The sequence below is a fragment of the Streptomyces sp. NPDC088810 genome (assembly GCF_044750305.1).
Lineage (GTDB): Bacteria > Actinomycetota > Actinomycetes > Streptomycetales > Streptomycetaceae > Streptomyces.
The window spans coordinates 271,992-292,322 of record NZ_JBIVJQ010000009.1; the positions used below are offsets into that span (position 1 = coordinate 271,992).

The 20,331-nt window shown below is 70.2% G+C and carries 25 protein-coding genes; 13 read left to right on the plus strand and 12 right to left on the minus strand.

Going from position 1 to position 20,331, the window contains the following annotated elements; all coding sequences use genetic code 11:
* Nucleotides 1-195 precede the first annotated feature (195 nt).
* A complete protein-coding gene (locus tag ACIP4Y_RS27430; RefSeq protein WP_401398277.1) occupies nt 196-1,635 on the plus strand; it encodes a PA14 domain-containing protein in 1,440 nt (479 codons plus the stop codon).
* 56 nt (nt 1,636-1,691) lie between these two features.
* Here ACIP4Y_RS27430 and ACIP4Y_RS27435 read toward each other — a convergent pair whose 3' ends face one another.
* From ACIP4Y_RS27435 to ACIP4Y_RS27455, 5 genes are all read right to left on the minus strand, one after another.
* Nucleotides 1,692-2,141, minus strand: coding sequence for a heat shock protein transcriptional repressor HspR (locus tag ACIP4Y_RS27435; protein ID WP_208033393.1), 450 nt, complete (start codon nt 2,139-2,141; stop codon nt 1,692-1,694).
* Between the two features lie 4 nt (nt 2,142-2,145).
* A complete protein-coding gene (gene dnaJ / locus ACIP4Y_RS27440) occupies nt 2,146-3,318 on the minus strand; it encodes a molecular chaperone DnaJ (RefSeq protein ID WP_401398280.1) in 1,173 nt (390 codons plus the stop codon).
* A 42-nt stretch (nt 3,319-3,360) separates the two neighbouring features.
* Nucleotides 3,361-4,023, minus strand: a complete 663-nt coding sequence (gene grpE / locus ACIP4Y_RS27445) for a nucleotide exchange factor GrpE (protein ID WP_401398282.1) — start codon at nt 4,021-4,023, stop codon at nt 3,361-3,363.
* Nucleotides 4,023-5,873, minus strand: coding sequence for a molecular chaperone DnaK (gene dnaK / locus ACIP4Y_RS27450; RefSeq protein WP_358639664.1), 1,851 nt, complete (start codon nt 5,871-5,873; stop codon nt 4,023-4,025). The genes grpE and dnaK overlap by 1 nt, the downstream gene beginning before the upstream one ends.
* Nucleotides 5,874-5,967: 94 nt before the next feature.
* Nucleotides 5,968-6,987, minus strand: coding sequence for an MraY family glycosyltransferase (locus ACIP4Y_RS27455; protein WP_401398284.1), 1,020 nt, complete (start codon nt 6,985-6,987; stop codon nt 5,968-5,970).
* A 171-nt stretch (nt 6,988-7,158) separates the two neighbouring features.
* Here ACIP4Y_RS27455 and ACIP4Y_RS27460 point away from each other — a divergent pair, with 171 nt between their 5' ends.
* A complete protein-coding gene (locus ACIP4Y_RS27460) occupies nt 7,159-9,441 on the plus strand; it encodes a (Fe-S)-binding protein (RefSeq protein ID WP_401398286.1) in 2,283 nt (760 codons plus the stop codon).
* 63 nt (nt 9,442-9,504) lie between these two features.
* Here the strand turns inward: ACIP4Y_RS27460 and ACIP4Y_RS27465 are convergent, their stop codons facing one another.
* A complete protein-coding gene (locus ACIP4Y_RS27465) occupies nt 9,505-9,834 on the minus strand; it encodes an antibiotic biosynthesis monooxygenase family protein (protein WP_401398288.1) in 330 nt (109 codons plus the stop codon).
* Nucleotides 9,835-9,885: 51 nt separating this feature from the next.
* On the opposite strand from ACIP4Y_RS27465, the gene ACIP4Y_RS27470 reads away from it, so the two are divergent.
* On the plus strand, nt 9,886-11,514 hold the full coding sequence (locus tag ACIP4Y_RS27470; RefSeq protein ID WP_401398290.1) for a recombinase family protein: 1,629 nt from the start codon (nt 9,886-9,888) through the stop codon (nt 11,512-11,514).
* Nucleotides 11,515-11,715: 201 nt separating this feature from the next.
* The gene (locus ACIP4Y_RS27475) at nt 11,716-11,925 is read left to right on the plus strand and encodes a hypothetical protein (RefSeq protein WP_401398292.1); all 210 of its coding nucleotides are present in this window, start codon (nt 11,716-11,718) and stop codon (nt 11,923-11,925) included.
* Nucleotides 11,926-12,328: 403 nt separating this feature from the next.
* Here the strand turns inward: ACIP4Y_RS27475 and ACIP4Y_RS27480 are convergent, their stop codons facing one another.
* A complete protein-coding gene (locus tag ACIP4Y_RS27480) occupies nt 12,329-12,778 on the minus strand; it encodes a helix-turn-helix domain-containing protein (RefSeq protein WP_401398294.1) in 450 nt (149 codons plus the stop codon).
* 334 nt (nt 12,779-13,112) lie between these two features.
* Here ACIP4Y_RS27480 and ACIP4Y_RS27485 point away from each other — a divergent pair, with 334 nt between their 5' ends.
* The 8 genes from ACIP4Y_RS27485 to ACIP4Y_RS27520 all read left to right on the plus strand — a co-directional run bounded on the left by ACIP4Y_RS27485 (nt 13,113) and on the right by ACIP4Y_RS27520 (nt 17,352).
* Nucleotides 13,113-13,781, plus strand: coding sequence for a hypothetical protein (locus ACIP4Y_RS27485; RefSeq protein WP_401398296.1), 669 nt, complete (start codon nt 13,113-13,115; stop codon nt 13,779-13,781).
* Nucleotides 13,778-13,996 carry a hypothetical protein gene (locus ACIP4Y_RS27490; RefSeq protein WP_361481629.1) on the plus strand — a complete coding sequence of 73 codons (219 nt, stop codon included), beginning with the start codon at nt 13,778-13,780 and terminating at the stop codon, nt 13,994-13,996. The genes ACIP4Y_RS27485 and ACIP4Y_RS27490 overlap by 4 nt, the downstream gene beginning before the upstream one ends.
* Nucleotides 13,997-14,227: 231 nt before the next feature.
* Entirely contained in the window at nt 14,228-14,635 is a 408-nt protein-coding gene (locus ACIP4Y_RS27495) for a hypothetical protein (protein WP_361481632.1), read from the plus strand.
* 111 nt (nt 14,636-14,746) lie between these two features.
* Nucleotides 14,747-15,325 (plus strand): phage tail protein, encoded by a 579-nt coding sequence (locus ACIP4Y_RS27500; protein ID WP_401398298.1) that lies wholly within the window; start codon nt 14,747-14,749, stop codon nt 15,323-15,325.
* A 96-nt stretch (nt 15,326-15,421) separates the two neighbouring features.
* A complete protein-coding gene (locus tag ACIP4Y_RS27505; RefSeq protein WP_030342363.1) occupies nt 15,422-15,712 on the plus strand; it encodes a hypothetical protein in 291 nt (96 codons plus the stop codon).
* A gap of 65 nt (nt 15,713-15,777) precedes the next feature.
* A complete protein-coding gene (locus tag ACIP4Y_RS27510) occupies nt 15,778-16,137 on the plus strand; it encodes a hypothetical protein (RefSeq protein WP_401398300.1) in 360 nt (119 codons plus the stop codon).
* A 42-nt stretch (nt 16,138-16,179) separates the two neighbouring features.
* Nucleotides 16,180-16,830: a hypothetical protein gene (locus ACIP4Y_RS27515; RefSeq protein ID WP_401398302.1), complete on the plus strand. Its 651-nt coding sequence runs from the start codon at nt 16,180-16,182 to the stop codon at nt 16,828-16,830.
* A gap of 108 nt (nt 16,831-16,938) precedes the next feature.
* On the plus strand, nt 16,939-17,352 hold the full coding sequence (locus tag ACIP4Y_RS27520) for a hypothetical protein (RefSeq protein ID WP_401398304.1): 414 nt from the start codon (nt 16,939-16,941) through the stop codon (nt 17,350-17,352).
* A 4-nt stretch (nt 17,353-17,356) separates the two neighbouring features.
* Here ACIP4Y_RS27520 and ACIP4Y_RS27525 read toward each other — a convergent pair whose 3' ends face one another.
* A complete protein-coding gene (locus ACIP4Y_RS27525) occupies nt 17,357-17,749 on the minus strand; it encodes a hypothetical protein (RefSeq protein WP_401398306.1) in 393 nt (130 codons plus the stop codon).
* A 317-nt stretch (nt 17,750-18,066) separates the two neighbouring features.
* On the opposite strand from ACIP4Y_RS27525, the gene ACIP4Y_RS27530 reads away from it, so the two are divergent.
* Nucleotides 18,067-18,447 (plus strand): DUF3592 domain-containing protein, encoded by a 381-nt coding sequence (locus ACIP4Y_RS27530; RefSeq protein WP_401398308.1) that lies wholly within the window; start codon nt 18,067-18,069, stop codon nt 18,445-18,447.
* Here ACIP4Y_RS27530 and ACIP4Y_RS27535 read toward each other — a convergent pair.
* The 4 genes from ACIP4Y_RS27535 to ACIP4Y_RS27550 form a co-directional block, all read right to left on the minus strand.
* Entirely contained in the window at nt 18,437-18,829 is a 393-nt protein-coding gene (locus ACIP4Y_RS27535; RefSeq protein WP_401398310.1) for a DUF3592 domain-containing protein, read from the minus strand. The two genes, ACIP4Y_RS27530 and ACIP4Y_RS27535, sit on opposite strands and share 11 nt — an antisense overlap.
* Before the next feature lie 66 nt (nt 18,830-18,895).
* Nucleotides 18,896-19,288, minus strand: coding sequence for a DUF3592 domain-containing protein (locus ACIP4Y_RS27540; RefSeq protein WP_401398312.1), 393 nt, complete (start codon nt 19,286-19,288; stop codon nt 18,896-18,898).
* Between the two features lie 28 nt (nt 19,289-19,316).
* Nucleotides 19,317-19,706, minus strand: a complete 390-nt coding sequence (locus ACIP4Y_RS27545) for a DUF3592 domain-containing protein (protein WP_401398314.1) — start codon at nt 19,704-19,706, stop codon at nt 19,317-19,319.
* A 35-nt stretch (nt 19,707-19,741) separates the two neighbouring features.
* Entirely contained in the window at nt 19,742-20,326 is a 585-nt protein-coding gene (locus ACIP4Y_RS27550; protein WP_401398316.1) for a hypothetical protein, read from the minus strand.
* Between the last annotated feature and the right edge of the window lie 5 nt (nt 20,327-20,331).

A 20,331-nucleotide genomic window follows, 5' to 3' on the forward strand; every position in this document is an offset into this window, starting at 1 on the left:
TCACTTAACGAGTGCGCAACACCACGCTCAGCTGTCCCTGTGGAGGTCACGCGAAACCCCCTTCAAATACCCTTTACGGACCGTACATCCAAAGGGAGTTCACGGGTCTGCAAAGATCCGTACAACCAACACGGTTCGTCACGAGTCGTGATCATGACGGCCTCGAGCCGCACTACGACTCGATCAGAGGACCGAATGAACTCAGCCAGACGTACGACCGCCACGGCCGTCGTGCTCGCCGCCTCCGGTGCCCTGCTGGGCGCGGTCGCCCCGACCGCCTCCGCCGCGACCGGCTGCGCCTCGCCCGTCTACACCCGGCAGTTCTTCGCGAACACCACGTTCTCCGGCACTCCGAAGAAGGCGGACTGCGACAGCGCGGTCGCCGAGCAGTGGGGCACCGGCGCCCCCGCCACGGGCCTGCCCAAGGACAACTTCGGCGTCCGCTGGACCGTCACCCGCGACTTCGGCTCCGGCGGGCCCTTCGCCCTCACCGCCGCCGCGCAGGACGGGATCCGGGTCTACCTGGACGGCACCCGCAAGGTCGACCTCTGGAAGAACGTCTCCACGACCCAGAAGAAGACCGTCAACGTCACCGTGCCGTCCGGCAAGCACACGCTCCGCGTGGACTTCGTGAACTGGACCGGCTCCGCGAACGTCTCCCTCGCCTACACGCCCCGCACCTCGCCCGACGTCGACAAGGTCAAGCCGCTGGTGCCCACCGGCACCGCGGTGACGTACGACTCCGCGACCGGCAAGGCGAAGATCGGCTGGTCGAAGAACAAGGAGATGGACCTCGCCGGCTACCGCGTCTACCGGCGGCTGGCGGGCTACCCGTACGAGGCCGCGCCGCTGGCGACGACCACCGCCACCACGTACACCGACACCACCCTCCCGGCGACCGGCGACACGTACTACTACGAGGTCCGCGCCTACGACAAGGCCGGCAACGAGTCCGCGGGCACGGCGGACAAGCCCGTCACCACCGCCGACCGCACCGCGCCCGGCGCGCCGTCCGGCCTGGAGGTCACCGACGCCTCCGAGCAGGACGGCCTGCGCATCGGCTGGAGCTCCGAGCCCGGGGCGGCCTCCTACCGGGTGTACCGGGCGGCGACCGCGAACGGCACCTACACCCGCCTGGGCAGCACGCAGGAGCTGTCCTACCGCGACGCCTCGGCCGCGGTGGGCACCACGTACTACTACCGGGTGACCGCGGTGGACGCGGCGGGCAACGAGTCCGCCCGGTCCGCCGTCCTCACCGGCAAGCGCCGGGACGACACCCCGCCGCCCCTCGTCACCGGGCTGAAGGTCACCCCGACCGACTACGGCTTCGAGCTGACGTGGGACAAGAACCCGGCGCCCGACCTGAACCGGTACTCCGTCTACGCGGGCCGGATCCTGAGCGACGGCGAGGAGCGGGTCTGCTCCGCGTCCCAGGACGCCTGGCTGATGCCCGACGTCACCTCCTACCGGTACCAGTCGACCCCGGACGGCGAGGAGCGCTGCTTCTTCGTGGACGCCGTGGACACGAACTGGAACTCCCGCTACCAGCTGACCCGCGAGGCCAACGTGGTGGTCGCGACCGAGCTGGGCACCCCGCCGGCCGAGGACGGCACCGAGCCGGCGTCCGCCGGCTGACAGGCATGCAGAAGAGGGGCCCGGTGTCCGGGCCCCTCTTTGTGCGCCTGAACGCGTCAGTCCTGCTGCTGCCGCTTCGGCCGCCACACCACCAGCGCGCTGGTCTGCTGGACCTCCTGGTACGGCACCAGGTCGCGCCGGTAGGAGGCGTGCACGGCGGCCTCGCGCTGCTGCATCGCGGCCGCGGCGCCGTCCAGGGCCGCCTCCAGCTCCGCGACGCGGGACTGGAGAGCGACGACCTGGTTCTCCAGTTCGATGATGCGCTTGATACCGGCCAGGTTGATGCCCTCGTCCTGCGACAACTGCTGCACCTGGCGGAGCAGTTCGATGTCACGGGCCGAGTAGCGGCGGCCCCGGCCCGCGGTGCGGTCGGGGGAGACCAGGCCCAGGCGGTCGTACTGGCGCAGCGTCTGCGGGTGGAGTCCGGAGAGCTGGGCCGCCACCGAGATGACGTAGACCGGGGTCTCCTCGGTCAGTTCATACGGGTTACGCCGACGGCCGTCCATACTCTCAAGCTCCCTTCGCGGCCTCGAACAGCTCCGCCCGCGGGTCCTCGCCCGCGGTCGCCTCGCGATACGCCTCCAGCGCGTCACGAGCCTTCCCCGACAGGTCCTTCGGGACACTCACCTCGACGGTGACCAGCAGATCGCCGCGGGTGCCGTCCTTGCGGACCGCGCCCTTGCCCCGCGCCCGCATGGTCCGGCCGTTCGGGGTGCCGGGCGGCAGCTTCAGGGTGACGGCCGGGCCGCCGAGCGTCGGCACCCGCACCTCGCCGCCCAGGGCCGCCTCGGCGAACGTCACCGGCACGGTGACGGTGAGGTTGTCGTCCTTGCGCCCGAACACCGGGTGCTCGCCGACGTGGACGACCACGTACAGGTCGCCGGCCGGGCCGCCCCGCTCGCCGGGCGCGCCCTTGCCGCGCAGCCGGATCCGCTGCCCGTCGGTCACGCCCGCCGGGATGCGGACCTGCATGGTCCGCGACGACTTGGCGCGCCCGCTGCCCTTGCACTCCAGGCAGGGGTGCTCGGCCATCAGACCGCGGCCCTTGCAGTCGGGGCAGGGGTCGGTGAGCGAGAAGCCGCCGCCGGAGCCCCGCGCGACCTGACCGGTGCCGACGCAGGTCGGGCACACGCGCGGTGTGCCGTTCTTGTCGCCGGTGCCCGAGCAGGCCTTGCAGGGCGCCTGGGAGGACATCCGCAGCGGCACCGTGGCGCCCTCGATGGCCTCCGTGAAGCTCAGCGTGACCTCGGTGTCGATGTCCTGGCCGCGCCGGGGCTGGGTACGGCTCGTCCCCGTGCCGCCGCGGTTGAACAGGCCCCCGAAGACGTCGCCGAGTCCGCCGCCGAAGCCTCCGCCCTGGGCGCCGCCCGCTCCTCCGAAGAGGTCGCCCAGGTCGAAGTTGAAGGAGCCGCCGGCCCCGCCCGGTCCGGGGCGGAAGCCGCCGTTGCCGAACAGCGCGCGCGCCTCGTCGTACTCCTTGCGCTTCTTCGGGTCGCCGAGGACGTCGTTCGCCTCGGAGATCTCCTTGAAGCGCTCCTCGGCCTTGGCGTTGCCCTTGTTGGCGTCCGGGTGGAACTCGCGGGCGAGCTTCCGGTACGCCTTCTTGATCTCGGCCTCGGTGGCGTCCTTGGGGACGCCGAGGACCTTGTAGTAGTCCTTCTCGATGAAGTCCTTGGTGCTCATCCTCGACGTACCCCCTTTCCGCGGTTCCCCTCAGTCTTCACGTCAGCCCTCGTCCGGGCCACCGCTCTCCTTGTCGTCGGCCGCCGGGGTGTTCTCCTCGGCGTCCTCGGCCTTGACGGTCTGCGCGCCGGGCTGCGGCTCGGCGACGGCCACCCGCGCGGGGCGGATGGTGCGCTCGCCGATGCGGTACCCCGGCTGCAGGATCGCCACGCAGGTCGTCTCCGTGACGTCCGGTGCGTAACTGTGCATCAGGGCCTCGTGGATCGTCGGGTCGAAGGGCTCGCCCTCCTTGCCGAACTGCTGCAGGCCCATCTTGGCCGCGACGGTCTCCAGCGACTCGGCCACCGACTTGAAGCCGCCTACCAGCTCGCCGTGCTCCCGTGCCCGGCCGATGTCGTCGAGCACGGGCAGGAGCTCGGTCAGGAGGTTCGCGATGGCGATCTCCTTGACCGCGATCCGGTCCCGCTCGACCCGGCGGCGGTAGTTCTGGTACTCGGCCTGGAGCCGCTGGAGGTCCGCCGTGCGCTCGCCGAGCGCCGTGCGCACCTGGTCCAGCTGGGCGACCAGACCGGCGTTCTCTGCGTTCGCGTCCCCGGCCGGGGCCGCCCCCTCCTCGGAGGAGGCGTCCTTCGGCTCGGCGTCGTCAGGGGTGGCGCCGGAGGGGACGTCGGGCTTCTCCTCGAAGCCCGGGGTCTCCTCCGTCATTACGCGGCACCGTCCTTGCGCTCGTCGTCCACGATCTCGGCGTCCACCACGTCGTCGTCGGCGGCCTTGGCGCCACCGGCGGTCGCGCCCTCGGGACCGCCCGCGGCCTGCGCGCCCTGGGCGTCGGCGTACAGGGCCTGGCCCAGCTTCTGCGAGACGGCGGCGACCTTCTCGGTGGCGGTGCGGATCTCGGCGGTGTCCTCGCCCTTGAGGGCTTCCTTCAGCTCGCCGACCGCGGCCTCGACCTCGGTCTTGATCTCGCCGGGGACCTTGTCCTCGTTGTCCTTGAGGAACTTCTCGGTCTGGTAGACCAGCTGCTCGCCCTGGTTGCGGGCCTCGGCGGCCTCGCGGCGCTTGTGGTCCTCCTCCGCGTAGCGCTCGGCCTCCTCGCGCATGCGGTCGACCTCTTCCTTCGGGAGCGAGGAGCCGCCGGTGACGGTCATCTTCTGCTCCTTGCCGGTGCCGAGGTCCTTCGCCGTGACGTGCATGATGCCGTTGGCGTCGATGTCGAAGGAGACCTCGATCTGCGGGACGCCGCGGGGCGCCGGCGGCAGACCGGTCAGCTCGAACATGCCGAGCTTCTTGTTGTACGCCGCGATCTCGCGCTCGCCCTGGTAGACCTGGATCTGCACCGACGGCTGGTTGTCCTCGGCCGTGGTGAAGATCTCCGAGCGCTTGGTCGGGATCGTGGTGTTGCGCTCGATCAGCTTGGTCATGATGCCGCCCTTGGTCTCGATACCGAGGGACAGCGGGGTGACGTCGAGCAGCAGGACGTCCTTGACCTCGCCCTTGAGGACACCGGCCTGGAGCGAGGCGCCGATGGCGACGACCTCGTCCGGGTTCACACCCTTGTTGGCCTCCTTGCCGCCGGTCAGCTCCTTGACGAGCTCGGCGACGGCGGGCATGCGGGTGGAGCCACCGACGAGAACGACGTGGTCGATCTCGTTGATGGAGATGCCGGCGTCCTTGATGACGTTGTGGAACGGCGTCTTGCAGCGCTCCAGCAGGTCGGCCGTCAGCTGCTGGAACTGAGCCCGGGTGAGCTTCTCGTCCAGGTGCAGCGGGCCCTCGGCGGACGCGGTGATGTACGGCAGGTTGATCGAGGTCTCCGTGGAGGAGGACAGCTCGATCTTCGCCTTCTCCGCGGCCTCGCGCAGACGCTGCAGCGCCATCTTGTCCTTGCTCAGGTCCACGCCGTGGCCGGACTGGAACTGCTTGACCAGGTAGTCGACGACGCGCTGGTCCCAGTCGTCACCACCGAGGTGGTTGTCACCGTTGGTGGCCTTCACCTCGACGACGCCGTCGCCGATCTCCAGCAGGGACACGTCGAAGGTGCCGCCACCGAGGTCGAAGACGAGGATCGTCTGGTCGTCCTTGTCGAGGCCGTAGGCGAGCGCGGCCGCGGTCGGCTCGTTGACGATGCGCAGGACGTTCAGACCGGCGATCTCGCCGGCCTCCTTCGTCGCCTGGCGCTCGGAGTCGTTGAAGTAGGCCGGGACGGTGATGACCGCGTCCGTGACCTTCTCGCCCAGGTAGGCCTCGGCGTCCCGCTTCAGCTTCTGCAGGATGAACGCGGAGATCTGCTGCGGGTTGAAGTCCTTGCCGTCGAGCTGGATCTTCCAGTCGGTGCCCATGTGGCGCTTCACCGAGCGGATGGTCCGGTCCACGTTCGTGACCGCCTGGCGCTTGGCGACCTCGCCGACGAGCACCTCGCCGTTCTTGGCGAAGGCGACGACGGACGGCGTGGTCCTGGCACCCTCGGCGTTGGTGATGACGGTGGGCTCGCCGCCCTCCAGAACGCTGACGACGGAGTTAGTCGTGCCCAGGTCGATGCCGACCGCACGTGCCATGGTTGATTCCTCCAGCTGACTTGAGTGGAACAGGCTCAAGTGTGCATGAGCAGAACCGCCGGGTCAACAGACCTGAGTCAGCCAGACTCAACTCTTATCCGTTCCTTACACGCAAGTGCCCGCTGACCTGCGTTGATGGCGGGCGGCGCCCCTGTGGAGCAGGAATCAGAAGGAGTACGAGGACGGCCAGCAGCACCCCGCCGGCCACCCAGAGCACGGCCTTCTCCCCCGTCCACCCGGTGTGCACGAGCACCCCCACGAGCACCGAGGAGAACGAGCCCGCCCCGAGCAGCACGACCGACCCCTGCGGGGTGAGCCCGAGCCGCCGCAGCCGGTGCGCGAGATGGTCCGGGCCGCGCCGGAGCAGCGGACGCCGGGCCACCCCCCGGGCGAGGACCACGAGCAGGGCGTCGGCGACGGCGACGGCACCGAGGCAGAACACCACCGCCGCGCTCGGCCCGACGTCGTACCCGGCGCGCGTGAAGACGACCGCCGACGACAGCACGAACCCGGTGAACAGCGAGCCGCAGGCGCCGAGGCCGATCCGCGCGGGATGCCAGTTGTGCATCAGGAAGCCGGTGAGGGCGGCGGCGACCACGCTCAGCAGCACGGCGAGCCCGTCCATCACCTCGGCGGCGGCGCAGACCCCCGCACCGAAGGCGGTGACCACCCCGATCGTCCCGGCCAGCCCGTCGGCGTGGTCGAGCCCCTTGAAGGCGAGGGTGGCGAGGACGATCCAGCCGACGGCCAGCACCCCGCCCGGCAGGCCCGTCTCGTCGTACGGCACCACGCAGACCGCCGCCACGGTCGTACCGGCGACGAGCACGCGCGCGCGGAGCCGCCAGACGTCGGCCACCAGGCCGATCGCGGCGACCACGGCGGCGGCCACGAGCAGCTCGGCGACCCCGTCCCCGAGCGGGGCGACCCGGGTCCACTCCCCCGCTCCGGCGACCAGGCAGGTGACGACCACGACGGCGAGTCCCCCGAGCAGCGGCAGCGGACGCTGCCGGCGGCGGTCGAGGATTCCGGCCCTCAGGGCGGGCAGCCGGAGCACCGCCGCGAGCACGGCGGTGCAGAGCAGAGCGGCGGTGGCGGCGGCGATCCCGTAGAGCACGGCTCTAAGGTAGGGGCGAAAGTATCAATTCGGTACGAATAACACGATCTGATTGCCCGGCGGCGACCCAGATCACCCCGCGCTCTACTGCATCCCGACGGAAGATGGGGGTAGTCTCAGACGGACTACATAAGTTACCGCTTAGTAATGTCGGCCGCCTCAGGAGCCCCAATGCAACTCGCCGCGATCATCGTGTCGCTGGTCCTGATCGTGGTCGGCGTGGCACTGTTCGGCCGCGCCCTCCTCCAGATCTTCAACCACCTGCGGCTGGGCCAGCCCGTGCCGGCCGGTACGCGGACCAACGATCCCGCCCAACGCACCCTCACCCTGGCCAAGGAGTTCATCGGCCACACGCGGATGAACCGCTGGGGCGTCGTCGGCGTGGCGCACTGGTTCGTGGCGGTGGGCTTCCTGACCCTGCTGCTGACGATCGTCAACGCCATCGGGCAGCTGTTCAAGGCCGACTGGATCCTGCCGGTCCTCGGCGACTGGGCTCCGTACAACATCTACGTCGAGCTCATGGGCACGATGACGGCCGTCGGCATCCTCACCCTGATCGTGGTCCGCCAGCTGAGCCACCCGCGCAGGCCGGGCCGCAAGTCCCGGTTCGCCGGTTCCAACTTCGGCCAGGCGTACTTCGTCGAGACCGTCATCCTCGTCGTCGGCGTCTGCATCTTCATGCTGCACGCCCTCGAAGGCGCCCAGCACCACGTGGACGGCTACGAGGCGTCCTTCTTCATCTCCTACCCGGTCGTGTCGTGGCTGGAGGGCATGGACGTCTCCACCCTCCAGAACCTCACCTACTTCTTCGCCGGCCTGAAGATCGCGACCTCCTTCATCTGGATGATCACGGTCGCCCTGAAGACCGACATGGGTGTGGCCTGGCACCGCTTCCTGGCCTTCCCGAACATCTGGTTCAAGCGCAACGCCACCGGTGAGACCTCCCTCGGCGCCCTGCTCCCGATGACCTCCGGCGGCAAGCCGATCAACTTCGAGGACCCGGGCGAGGACGACGTCTTCGGCGTCTCCCAGGTCGAGCAGTTCTCCTGGAAGGGCCTGCTGGACTTCTCCACCTGCACCGAGTGCGGCCGCTGCCAGTCGCAGTGCCCCGCCTGGAACACCGGCAAGCCGCTCTCCCCCAAGCTGCTGATCATGTCGCTGCGGGACCACGCGCACGCCAAGGCGCCGTACCTGCTGGCCGGCGGCGGCAAGACGATGGAGGGCGAGGAGAAGGCCTCCGAGGAGCAGCTGAAGGACGTTCCCGCCGCCGCGCTCGCCGAGGCCGAGCGCCCGCTGATCGGCACCGCCGAGGAGAACGGCGTCATCGACCCGGACGTCCTGTGGTCCTGCACCACCTGCGGCGCCTGCGTCGAGCAGTGCCCGGTGGACATCGAGCACGTCGACCACATCGTGGACATGCGCCGCTACCAGGTCATGATCGAGTCCGCGTTCCCGTCCGAGGCGGGCACGATGCTCAAGAACCTGGAGAAGAAGGGCAACCCCTGGGGCCTGGCCAAGAAGCAGCGCCTGGAGTGGACCAAGGAGGTCGACTTCGAGGTCCCGGTCGTCGGCAAGGACATCGAGGACCTCACCGAGGTCGAGTACCTGTACTGGGTCGGCTGCGCCGGCGCCCTGGAGGACCGCGCCAAGAAGACCACCAAGGCCTTCGCCGAGCTGCTGCACATCGCGGGCGTCAAGTTCGCGATCATGGGCGGCGACGAGAAGTGCACCGGTGACTCCGCCCGCCGCCTCGGCAACGAGCCCCTGTTCCAGGAGCTCGGCATGGAGAACGTGATGGCCCTGAACACGGCGTTCGGCGAGGAGCTGGACGACGAGGGCAAGGTCGTCCCGGAGTCCGCGAAGCCGAAGTCGGCCAAGAAGATCGTCGCCACCTGCCCGCACTGCCTGAACACGCTTGGCAACGAGTACCCGCAGCTCGGCGGCGACTACGAGGTCATCCACCACACCCAGCTGCTCCAGCACCTGGTGGACGAGGGCAAGCTGGTCCCGGTCACCCCGGTCGAGGGCATCATCACGTACCACGACCCGTGCTACCTGGGCCGCCACAACAAGATCTACACGCCCCCGCGCGAGATCATCGGCAAGGTCCCGGGCCTGCGCAACGAGGAGATGCACCGCCACAAGGAGCGCGGCTTCTGCTGCGGCGCCGGCGGCGCCCGGATGTGGATGGAAGAGCGCATCGGCAAGCGCATCAACAACGAGCGCGTCGACGAGGCCCTCTCCCTCAACCCGGACATCGTCTCCACCGCCTGCCCCTTCTGCCTGGTCATGCTCACCGACTCGGTGAACGGCAAGAAGAACGAGGGCAAGGCCAAGGAGTCCGTCCAGGTCGTGGACGTCGCCCAGCTGCTCCTCGACTCCGTCAGGACGCCGGTCGACCCGGCGGGCGAGGCCGAGACGGAGAGCGAGCCGGAGCCGGAGCCGGTGAAGTAACGGCCCCTGGAACCCGACGGCGCCCCCTGACCCGCACAGGCAGGGGGCGCCGTCGTATGTCCGTCAGGCGCCCTTGGGCGCGGCCTGCTGCACCACCTCGAAGGACCACAGGGTCGAGCCGGAGGCCGCCGGCTTCGGACGCTCGCCGCCCTCGCCGCCGCCCTGATGCGCGGACTTCATCGGCCCCTCCATCCAGGCCTGGAACGACTCCTCGTCACGCCAGCGGGTGTACACGAGGTACTGGTCGGTGCCCTCGACGGGGCGCAGCAGCTCGAACCACTCGAAGCCGTCGGAGCTCTCCACCGCGTGGGCCCGCGAGGCGAACCGCTTCTCCAGCACCTCCCGCTGCTCGGCGGGCACGGTCAGCACGTTGATTTTTACGATGCTAGGCACATGACACCTCTCACAAAACGGGGCCCGGGCTGGACCCCTAACCTGGACCATGTGCGTGCAGTCTCCTACATCCGGCAGTCCAAGAAGCGTGAGGACGACAGCAAGTCGTCGCCGGAAGCCCAGCTCACGAAGTGCGAAGCCCTGATCACCGCGAAGGGCTGGGACAACGCCGGGCACTTCGCCGACGTCGGCAAGTCCGGCTGGGACCCGAACGTCGTCCGCCCGGAGTTCGAGGAGATGATGGCCGCCGTCCGGGCCGGTCACGTAGACGCGGTGGTCGTGTTCTCCCTCTCGCGGCTCACTCGTCAGGGTGCACTGGAAGCGATGCTGATCAACGACGAGCTCGCCAAGCACGGCGTCCTGCTCGTGTCTGTCGAAGAGCCGTACCTGGACACCTCGACCCCGATGGGCGTCGCGATCTTCGGCCTGATCGCCGCGCTCGCCCAGCAGGAATCCGACATGAAGTCGGCGTACATCTCGGCGACCAAGGAGACCTTGCGGGCAGCCGGCTCGCACGTTTCGGGCATGGCTCCCTACGGCTTCCGGTCCACCCGCGAGGCGCGCGGCGAACTGGTCGTCGTGAAGCTCGTTCCCGACCCTGCCGAAGCCCCGCACGTCCGCGACATGGTGGCCTGGGCAACCGACGGCGTGGCCGCATCAGCCATCGCGCGCAAGCTCAACGAGTCCGGCGTACCGACCAAGGCCGCCGACATGACGGCTCGTGTCGCCGCCCGGCGGGCACGCGGGAAGTCCGACCCGCTGGAGCGGACCTCGTGGACGTCGTCGACGGTGCTGCGGATACTCCGTGACCCGCGCCTCGCCGGATACGCCGCGGAACGCCAGGGCACCAAGCGCGTCATTCTCCGCGATGACACCGGCGCACCGCTGGTCGCGCACGAGCCGATCGTCCCGGCTGATGACTGGTGGCGACTTCAGGACGTCCTCGACGGCCGGACGCCGGTCGTCAAGCAGGGCGGTCGCTCAGTCCCGTCGCTCCTCGGCGGTGCTGGGATGTTGTTCTGCGGCGTGTGTGGCTCCGTCATGGTCACCGACCGGCGGAGCGGAAAGCAGCTCTACCGCTGCAACCGGGCGCAGTCCGGCGCCGTCCCCGGGCACGGCGGCCTAGCCATCGACATGGCTACGACCGACGACGTCGTTACCCGTCGCCTGTGGACACGGCTCGCTGCGATGGACCCCGAGGACCCCGCCGACGTCGCCTGGCTCGATGAGGCCGCCCGTCGGTTCGCCGCCCAGCAGGACACGTCCGAGCGGGTCGCCGAGCTGGCCGCAGCCCGCGCCGAGCTGGAGCACGTCCGCGAAGCGCTGCGGACGCTGTACGCCGACCGGCAAGCCGGACTGTACGCGGGCAGCGTCGGCGACCAGATGTTCCGTGAGTCCGTAGAACGACTCACCGCGCACGAGGCACGTACCGCCGGTCGCGTCGCCGAGCTGGAAGCGGCCGGCTCTGACGCGGTCGCGATCCCGGCGGAGTGGACGGACCCCGGAGAGGACCCGATCGGACCGGGGTCGACCTGGGCGGGCTGGGAGCTCGCGGAGCGGCGAGAGTTCCTGGCGTTCTTCGTCGACCGGGTGGCCGTGGCGAAGTCCATCGGGCGCGGACGGAACGCCAACACGGCCGAACGCGTGTCGGTGCACTGGGCGGAAGCACCGGCCAGCTGACGGCCGAGGGGCGGCGTTCCGGGGTGTGGTCCCGGGGCGTCGCCCCCGTCGTCTACACGCCCGGCTGGCCCGGATCGGGCGGGGCCGTACCTTCTGCGTCGTCGGCCGGTGCGGAGTTCATGTGCTTGGCCACCTCATCAAAGAGCACTGTCGCTCGCGGTGCCTACACCTCGACCTGTTTCCAGGACCACGGTTCCTCGTATGCACCACCGGTCGTCGTTCGACATGTTCCAGGACCGGGGCACGCTTTTCGTCCGGCCAGCCGGCTCGGGGGACGTCCCCCGTCCGGCGTCCGTCGCGGTGCTGGTCGACATGGTCACCGACGCCGCCGCATCGCTTCCGGACGTCCTCGGTGCCCGTCAGGCGTACCGCGACCTGCGCACGTTCGCCCAGGACGACCGGCCGCACTAACGTGCACGGCTACTTCGGCGAGGTGGCTGCCGCCGTCCGCGTCATCGTCCCGCTTTGGAAGCCGCCGAAGGCACCGAAGGCACCCACCAAGCAGCTCACGCCCACCGAACGGAACGCCGACTACCGCGCGCGGAAGACCGCCGAGGAACGCGACACGTCGGCGAAGTGGCTGCAACCCATGCCGCGGCGGTGCCGCACGGCACTCGCGACCGCTGCGCCGGCAGGGCGGCCGACCGGGGTACGACGGCCATGACGCCACCGTCGGCCCGCGGTGCCGCGGCCGTCCGGTTCCCCCTCGGACGGCGCGCTCGGCGGCCCCGCGTGCGGGTGGGCGAGGATGTGGCACCGGTACCCCGCCGGCCGTCGTCGCACGGACGGCCGGACCACCGGGTGCGGCCCGCAATCAGGACTGCGCCTGCTCCTCGACCTCACCCTCCGGTGACACCCCGGCCGTCCCCACCCGCAGTTGCTCGGTGATCTGGACGAACGCGGCGCGCAGGTGTTCCGGGATGCCCAGGGCCGCCGCCGCCTGCTCGGCGGAGAGAGCCGCCGGCGACGGCACGGCGGGCGGGGCGGGCGCCTGGGGCAGGTCTTCCTCCGTCAGCTTGCCGGACCGGATGAGGACGTCCCGGACGGGGACGTCCAGGGCGCGGGCGAGCCCCCGCATCGTGTCCAGGTCGGGCATGCTCTGCCGTTGCAGCAGACGGGTGACGGCCGCCCGGTGCACGCCCGCGTCCTCGGCGAGCTTGGTCTTGCCGCCGCCGCGCGGGCTGTCGATGTCGTAGCCGCGCGCCCGCATCACGTCCTCGACCCAGCCGGCGAAATCCTCGATGTGCTCGGCATCGCTCTTCATCTGTGGTGCTCCCCTGTTCTTCGCTTCCCCCCGTGCTCACCTTAGCGTTCGCGCGCACGCGAAATCTGTGGGTGCGCGCACGCACAAGTAAGGATCCCGTGAAAGGGCAGAGGCGTCGACCCCATCCACCGAACCTCCCGGTCACGCCCCGTACCCATTGCGTGCGCCTGCGCAACATGCGACGCTAGATGCGCGCCCGCAACAAGCGGGCCCGGCAAGTCCGCCGGTGCGACCTTCCCGGCTCCCTGCCCGTCGGCCTCCCGTGCCGACCCCGCCCGTCGACACCGGCCCCACCGCCGACGAACCCGCCGACACACGATCGGAGTGCCCTTCCATGACTGTCCGCGCCGCCCGTCAGGACACCGCACGCGCCGCCCGCTGGATCGACATCCTCGCCCGCCAGTTCCCCGACCTGCTGGCGGAGCTGGCCCCGGGCGGCGGTCGCACGGGCATCTCGGCCGGCCGCTCCCGCGGCGCAGGCGGCGGCGCGGGAGCCGCCCCGATCCGGCTCCACGTCTCCGACGCCCTGCGGGACATCACCGACGGCGTGACCGAACTGGAGGAAGCGGTACGGGACAAGCTCGGGCTCGGCCGTGCGCCGCGCGCCGACGTGCCGGAACGGCTGCGCCGTATCGCCGGGCTGCTGGACCGGATCGCCGGCCACCCCGCCCTCGCGGCCCACGTACTGGACGAGTGCCGGCGCATGGCCCGCCGCGGCGGCCGCACCCTCGGCACGCCGGAGGCGATGGTCCGCGTCGACGGCCGCTGCCCGTGGTGCGACTCGGTCTCCCTGCGCGCGCTGCCCGCCGCGCGGACCGTCCTCTGCGTCAACCCCGGCTGCCGGTGCACGGATCCGCAGTGCGCGTGCGCCGAGGACCCCGGCCACCGGCACAGCTGGGCGGAGTCGGCGTGGGCGCGGCTCGCCCGGGAGTCCGGGGCGGACGCCGACGTGATCGCCGCACTGGTCGACGCCGCCGAGGCGGCGGAGGAGGCCGCCCGATGAGCCGTACGCCGAGCCGGCTGCTGCCCGCCGGGCCGACCCTGGTGACCGGCCCCGCGGCCGCCGCCGAAGCGGGGGTCACGGCCGCGACCGTGCGCAAGTGGGTGCAGCTGGGCCGGCTGACCGCGGCCGGCAAGCAGGGCCGGGCCCACCTCTTCCGCCTGGAGGACGTCTTCGCCGCCGAGCGGGCCGCGCGGGGGCGGCCCGGCCGCAGCTGACCACGTCTCCCGTCCGACCGCCCCGTCGCACCCCCTGGTGCGGCGGGGCGGTCCGCGTTCCGGCGCAGCGCCACGACCCTCTCGGAAACTAGATGTTGCGCTCGCGCTCGCAACGTGTCACAGTTGGTGCAGCGGCGGAGCTGTGCCCGGTGCCGGAAACGGACCGGACACCGGCCCGCCGCTTCGTCGTAGCCATTCGTAGCCATCCCCTCCGCGAAGGGAGGCCATCCCGTGGCCGATCCGACGGTCACCTTCCCCGACGTCGAACGACTCGTCGTCGACTACCTGAAGACCCGCGCCGAACTCGCCACCGCCACCGTGGACAACGTCCCGCCGAGCGGTTTCGACGGCACCCAGCAGGTCGTCCTGGTCTCCCGCTCCGGCGGGGCCTGGATCGACGACCAGCGTCTCGACCAGCCGCTGGTGGACTTCGAGGTCTACGGCCCCGACAAGACCACCGCGCACACCCTGGCCCTGAAGGTCCGCTCGGCACTCCTCACGCTGCGCGGCACCCTCTACGGCACGGCGCGCGTCACCGACGTCGTCGAGGCCGACGGCCCGCGCTGGCTGCCCGACTGGAACCGGTCGGCGGCCAACCGCTACTACTCCACGGTCCGGCTGCTCATCCACACGGCCTGAGCGCCGCACCCGAACAGGCCCTGCCCTCCTTCCCGTGCACGGCAGGGCCTTCGTGCTGCCCGGACACCTCCCGGTGCCGGGCGATTCACCATCCACTCAGAGGAGTCACACATGGCTGGCAACAACGCCAACGAGATCCGCGTCGCCGGTACCGGACGCATCCTGGTCGCCCCGGTCGGTACGGCCGCGCCGACCGACACCGCCGCCGCCTGGGCGGCGGCCTGGAAGGACCTCGGCTACACCTCGCAGGACGGCATCAAGCTGTCCAAGAAGGACAAGCTGGACCCGGTCGAGACCTGGCAGTCCGTCTCCCCGGCCCGGTTCATCTACTCGGACCGCGACCTGACCGTGAAGTTCCAGCTGCTCCAGCTGAACGAGGACACCCTGCCGTTCTTCATGGGCGGCGACGCCCTCGCCGAGACGGCCACCGGCTCCGGCATCTACAAGTACGACCTGGCCGTCGCCCCGAAGTTCAACGAGAAGGCGCTGGGCATCGAGTTCACCGACGGCAGCTCGATCACCTACCGCTTCGTCATCCCGCGCGGCCAGGTCACCGAGACCGAGGAGCTGTCGCTGACCCGCACGGCCTCCATCAAGCTCGGCGTCACCTTCACGGCCCTGTCCGTCGACGACACCAAGCCGCTCGCCACCTTCCTGATGAAGGACCCGGCGTACAGCCCGGCCTCCTGACCCTTCCCCTCCCCCCCGGCGGGCGGGCCGGGACGCACCTCCCCGCGTCCCGGCCCGCCCGCACCACCCGCTTCTCCTCATGAACGGAGTTGATCCATGGCAGGCTTCGACGTCAGCGCCGCCCGGGCCCAGCGCCTGGAGGCGCTCGGCCGCAGCTGGTCGTTCACCATCGACGGCGACACATTCACGCTCCCCACCGAGCTGACCCGCAAGACCGCCCACGCCCTGCGCCGGCTGGACGACAACGACGTGGACGGGCTGCTGCGCGTGCTGCTCGGCGACGCCCAGTACGCCCGCTTCGACCGGCACGACATCACCATGCAGGACATCGCCGCGATCATGGAGGCGTACGGCAAGGAGACCGGGCTCGGCCTGGGGGAAGGCTGAGCCTCGGCGAGCTGGTCGACGAGCACGCCGAGGCCCTGGAAGCGGACCTGCTCCGCCACTACGGCGTGGACCTGCTGGACTGGCACCGCGGACGGCTCTCCTCGCGCCGGCTGGCGGTGCTGGTCAGGCACCTGCCGCAGGACAGCGCGACGCTGCGGGAACTGCACGGCGAGGCGGTCGACTGGTCGGTCACCGACTACCTCCTCGCCGCCGTGGTCGACCAACTCGCCGAGGCCAACTGGATGTTCGCGACGGTCAACCGGGACGAGGACGCGGAACCACTGGAGTACCCGAAGCCGGTACCGCGGCCGGGCACGGCCGAGCGGACGACCGGTGCGGACGCCGCCGAACCGCCGTCCGGTGCCCCGGAGCCGCCGCCGGTCCGCAACCCCACGGCGACCGAACTGGTCCAGTTCTTCTCGTAGTCCCGCCCGGTTCCCCTTGTCGCACGCAGGGAGCGATGACCCATGACGAGCTACACCCCGCTCAACGCACTGCCCTATCCCCAGCCCACCGATCCCGCGAACCTTCCCCTGCACCTGCAGTCCCTGGCCGAGGGCATCGACGGACGGACGATCCTGCGATACGCCACCGCCGCCGACCGGGACGCGGCGGTCACCACCCCGGCGGCCGGCATGGTCGCTTGGCTGACCATGCCCGGCACGCTCAGCTACTACACGGGCTCGGCGTGGATCGCGCTCGGCGCGTGGAACACGTACGCCCCCGCCTGGACGGCCACGACGACCGCGCCCGCGATCGGGAACGGCACGCTGACCGGCAAGTACGCGGTGGTGGGCAAGGTGTGCCACTTCACCGCGCTGGTCACCTTCGGCTCGACGACCGCGTACGGGAGCGGCTACTACTCCTTCGGCCTGCCGGTCACGGCCGGGGCGCTGGGTGGCCTGCCGCAGTTCCACGGCATGGCGACGGTGACCGGCAACCGTGCGGTCCTCGCCGCCCAGCCGGTGGCGTCGACGGGCGCGACGTCGTACACGCTGTGGGGTCCCACCTCGGCGTCCGCTTCCGGGATCGGGCAGATCGGCAGCGGGGGTGTGTTCGGTACGGCGTTCGCGAGCGGCAACGTCATCCGGATCGGCGGCACCTACGAGGTGGCCTGAAGCACCCCCCTGTTTTCCGACCGGCTTCAGAAGGGTGTCGGGTATTCTCGATGGGTAATCGCTCATGTGTTCGATCACGGGGAGAGCGGTGCGGAGGGATGGGGCCGAGTGACGAAGAACGAGGGTGCGGTGCCGGGCGGGATCGACTACGTCGAGGCCACGGGCGAGCTGCGGCGCACGCTGGCCGAACGCCTGCGGGGGCGCCCCCTCCCTCCCGATCTCGTGGTCACCACGCGGTCCGAGATCGAACGGCGGGAGTTCCGGGCGTACGGGCAGGGCTGGCGCGACCGGGGCGAACACGAGGCGCGGCGGGCGGAGGGCACGGATCCCGCGGCCCGGACGGCGGACGGCGCGAAGGTCCTGCCGTTCCCGCAGTCGCCTCCGGCGCCCGCACCGGCCCCGCAGCCACCGGTGCCGCAGCCACCGGTGCCGCAGCCGCCGGCGTCGCGGTCGCCCGGTCCGCACGCGCATCCGTCGGGTCCGCCGACCGCGCGTCCACACCCCTCGGACGACCCGTCCTGAGCGCTCAGTGATCGAAGAAGTCCCGGCGGTCCTTCCGCCGGGACCTTCCGCGTTCCACCTTCGGTATGGTCGGCGCCTTCGACCGGGGACTCTTCTGCGCGAACCGGGGGCGCTGCCGGGCCGGGACCGTACCGCCGTCAACCGGTCCGTCGCCGCGTTCGCCCTCCGGCTCCTCCGGCACACCCTGCCGCTCCGGGAAAGGAATGACCTCTCCGCCTTCCAGCAAGGTCAGTTCGGGCCGGCGCAGCTGCGCGGGCAGGGAGGCGAGGGCATCTTTCCAGCCATGGGCGTACGCGTCGAACTCCCTGCGTTCGACCTCGTCCTGCGTGTACACGGCGTCGCCCCCGTCGCCGAACTCCTTGACCAGTCGCCGCAGTGCCGCCAAGATCTCGGCCAACTCGGCCTCCTGGCGGCGGTCTCCGCTCGCGTCCACCCCAGGTCGCCCTCACGATCGACCGCACCACGAAGGCCGGCCCCGCCCCCTCGCCGCCCCCGGCCGGGAACGGCACGCCCACCTGCCTGATCGGGCGGATGGACATTACCTGATGTGCCGTCAACAAACAGTTGCGCACAACACACTCCGCCCGGGAACTGATTTAGCGACGCGACGAACACCGGCACAATGGATGCCGCTTGGGCGCGACCGCACCGGGCTGGAGGGAAACCCGATGGACCATCTGCCCGGCCTGATGTTCATGGCCCCTGATACCCACCGTGTTCGGCATAGTTCTCGTCCACACGTACCGCAAGTACCGGTCGGCCCGGTTGCTCCAGGCATCGGGGATCGAGACGACCGGCGTGTGCACGTTCCTGTCCTGGCATGACGGCGAGGCGTCGGTGTCCTTCTCCTACACGTTGCCCGACGGTACGGAGCACAGCGCGGACTCGGTCCACGTACACAGCGTCTCCGTAAGCCCCGGTGACACGGTCCGGGTCTTCTACGACGCCGCGTCCCCGGAGAGGGCGGAACTGGCGAGCCTGCTCGACACCGCCCTGCGTATCTACCGCAAGACGCTGATCGGCCTGGTGCCGGCCACACTCCTCTTCCTGGGCATGTTCCTCACCCTCGCCGTCGCGGTCGTCATCACCATGTAGCGAACGTGATGACGATCGCCAGCACGCAGAAGAGGAGCAGCAGGCTGGAGCCGATGGCCAGCAGCAGCGCGACGCGGCCGGTTCCGACCTCGTCGGGCATCAGGACATTGCTCAGATCCCGTGGGTCGTAGACCACCTCGACCGTGCCACCGACCGAGACGGGAGGCCACTTGAACGGACCCACCGCGACCCGCTTGGAACCTCCTTCGACGGAGAACCGCACCAGCAACTCGGTCCGGCCGTTCTCGCTCCGGGTCCCCACACATCTCGCCCGCGTCCGAATCCCACGGGTCCGCAAGGCGCGCCCCCGCCAATAGATCCCCCACGAGAAGAAGAGTACGAACCCCGCAATCACGGCAACAGGAATCGCCGGCCCGCCCATACCGCCCCCTCCGTCACCGATGAACCGTCCCCCTCGCCGTCACACTCGACACTCGATCGACGAAGTTCACAGCGCAGTCAAGGCAATCGCGGCCAGCAGCGCGGCGACTCCCAGCCACAGCAGTGCGCGATCCTTGACGAGTCTGCGGGGACGATCCAGGGAGCTCGCCAGATAAAGTTCGTTCGCGTTCTGTGGGTTGTAGTAGATAGATATACTTTGCCCGATTTGGGGTATCTCCTCCGTGCTCTCAGGGACGAGTTTGCTGGAAAAGGCGGATCCATTGGGGGCCACGTACCTGACCATGACCGCTGTCGGCTTTGAGGAGCCGGTCTGAAACAGCCGGTCCTCGACCACCCCCGTGGCCGGCTTACCCACCCTTCTCATCCGCCTGTAAGCCCTCTCGTCCATGGCACCTATGGCGCCGAAGACGATGCCGAACAACCACAGCACGACCGACACCGAACCTCCATGGGACCGTGTAGCCGCCTCAGCCGACGAAGGTGATGACGATCGCCAGCACGCACAAGAGGAGCAGCAGGCTGGAGCCGAGGGCCAGCAGCAGCGCAACGCGGCCGGTCCCGACATCGTCGGGCATCAGGACATTGCTCAGATCCTGCGGGTCGTAGACCACCTCGACCGTGCCACCGACCGAGACGGGAGGCCACTTGAACAAGCCCACCTCGATCCGGTTGGAACCTTCCTCGACGGAGAACTGCACCAACAGCCTGGTCCGGCCGTTCTCGGTCCGGGTGGCCACACATCTCGCCCGCGTACGACGCCCACGCGTCCGCAAGGCGCGCCCCCGCCAATAGATCCCCCACGAAAAGAAGAGTACAAACCCCGCAATCACGGCAACAGGAATCGCCGGCCCGCCCATACCGCCGCCCCCTTATGCGCCCGCACCTCGGCGAGTCAGCTCACGACCTCCAGGGACCACTTCGTCAGCGGCCCCCATTTCAGCTCCGGACCTTCCACCGCGAGCAGACCCTTCACATCCGGCACGGTGACGACGTCGTCGAAGCGATGACCGCGTCCCGCGAGGACACGGATGCACCGCCCCCGTTCGTCGTAGACACCCAGCCGCCCCCCGGCGTCACCGAACTGCGCGGCGATCCGCGTTCCCGGTGCCGGGCACCGGAAGAACCGTGAAGCACCGCCGCGGACCTTCGACGGCATGGCCTCCATGGACATCGCATCCAGGAACCGCACCTTCCAGCGGCCCGACATATGGGTACCGCGAATGATGCGCACCTCCTCGCACTCCCCCGGCTCCAGAAGGATGTGCGCCTTCTCGCGCATCCCCCCGGACTCTCCGGCACGCTTCTCGGTGTAGCGCCCACGCGGCCGGGTCACCCCGACGACCTCGAACCCGCCGGCGCTGCCGAGCCATCCCCACGCCTCCATCACGACGGCCCGCCCGCGCAACTCCTCAGGCACCGGCACGACACGGGACCGGTATCCAGAGAAATAGTTTTCCTGACCACGATTGCCAGACATACCCA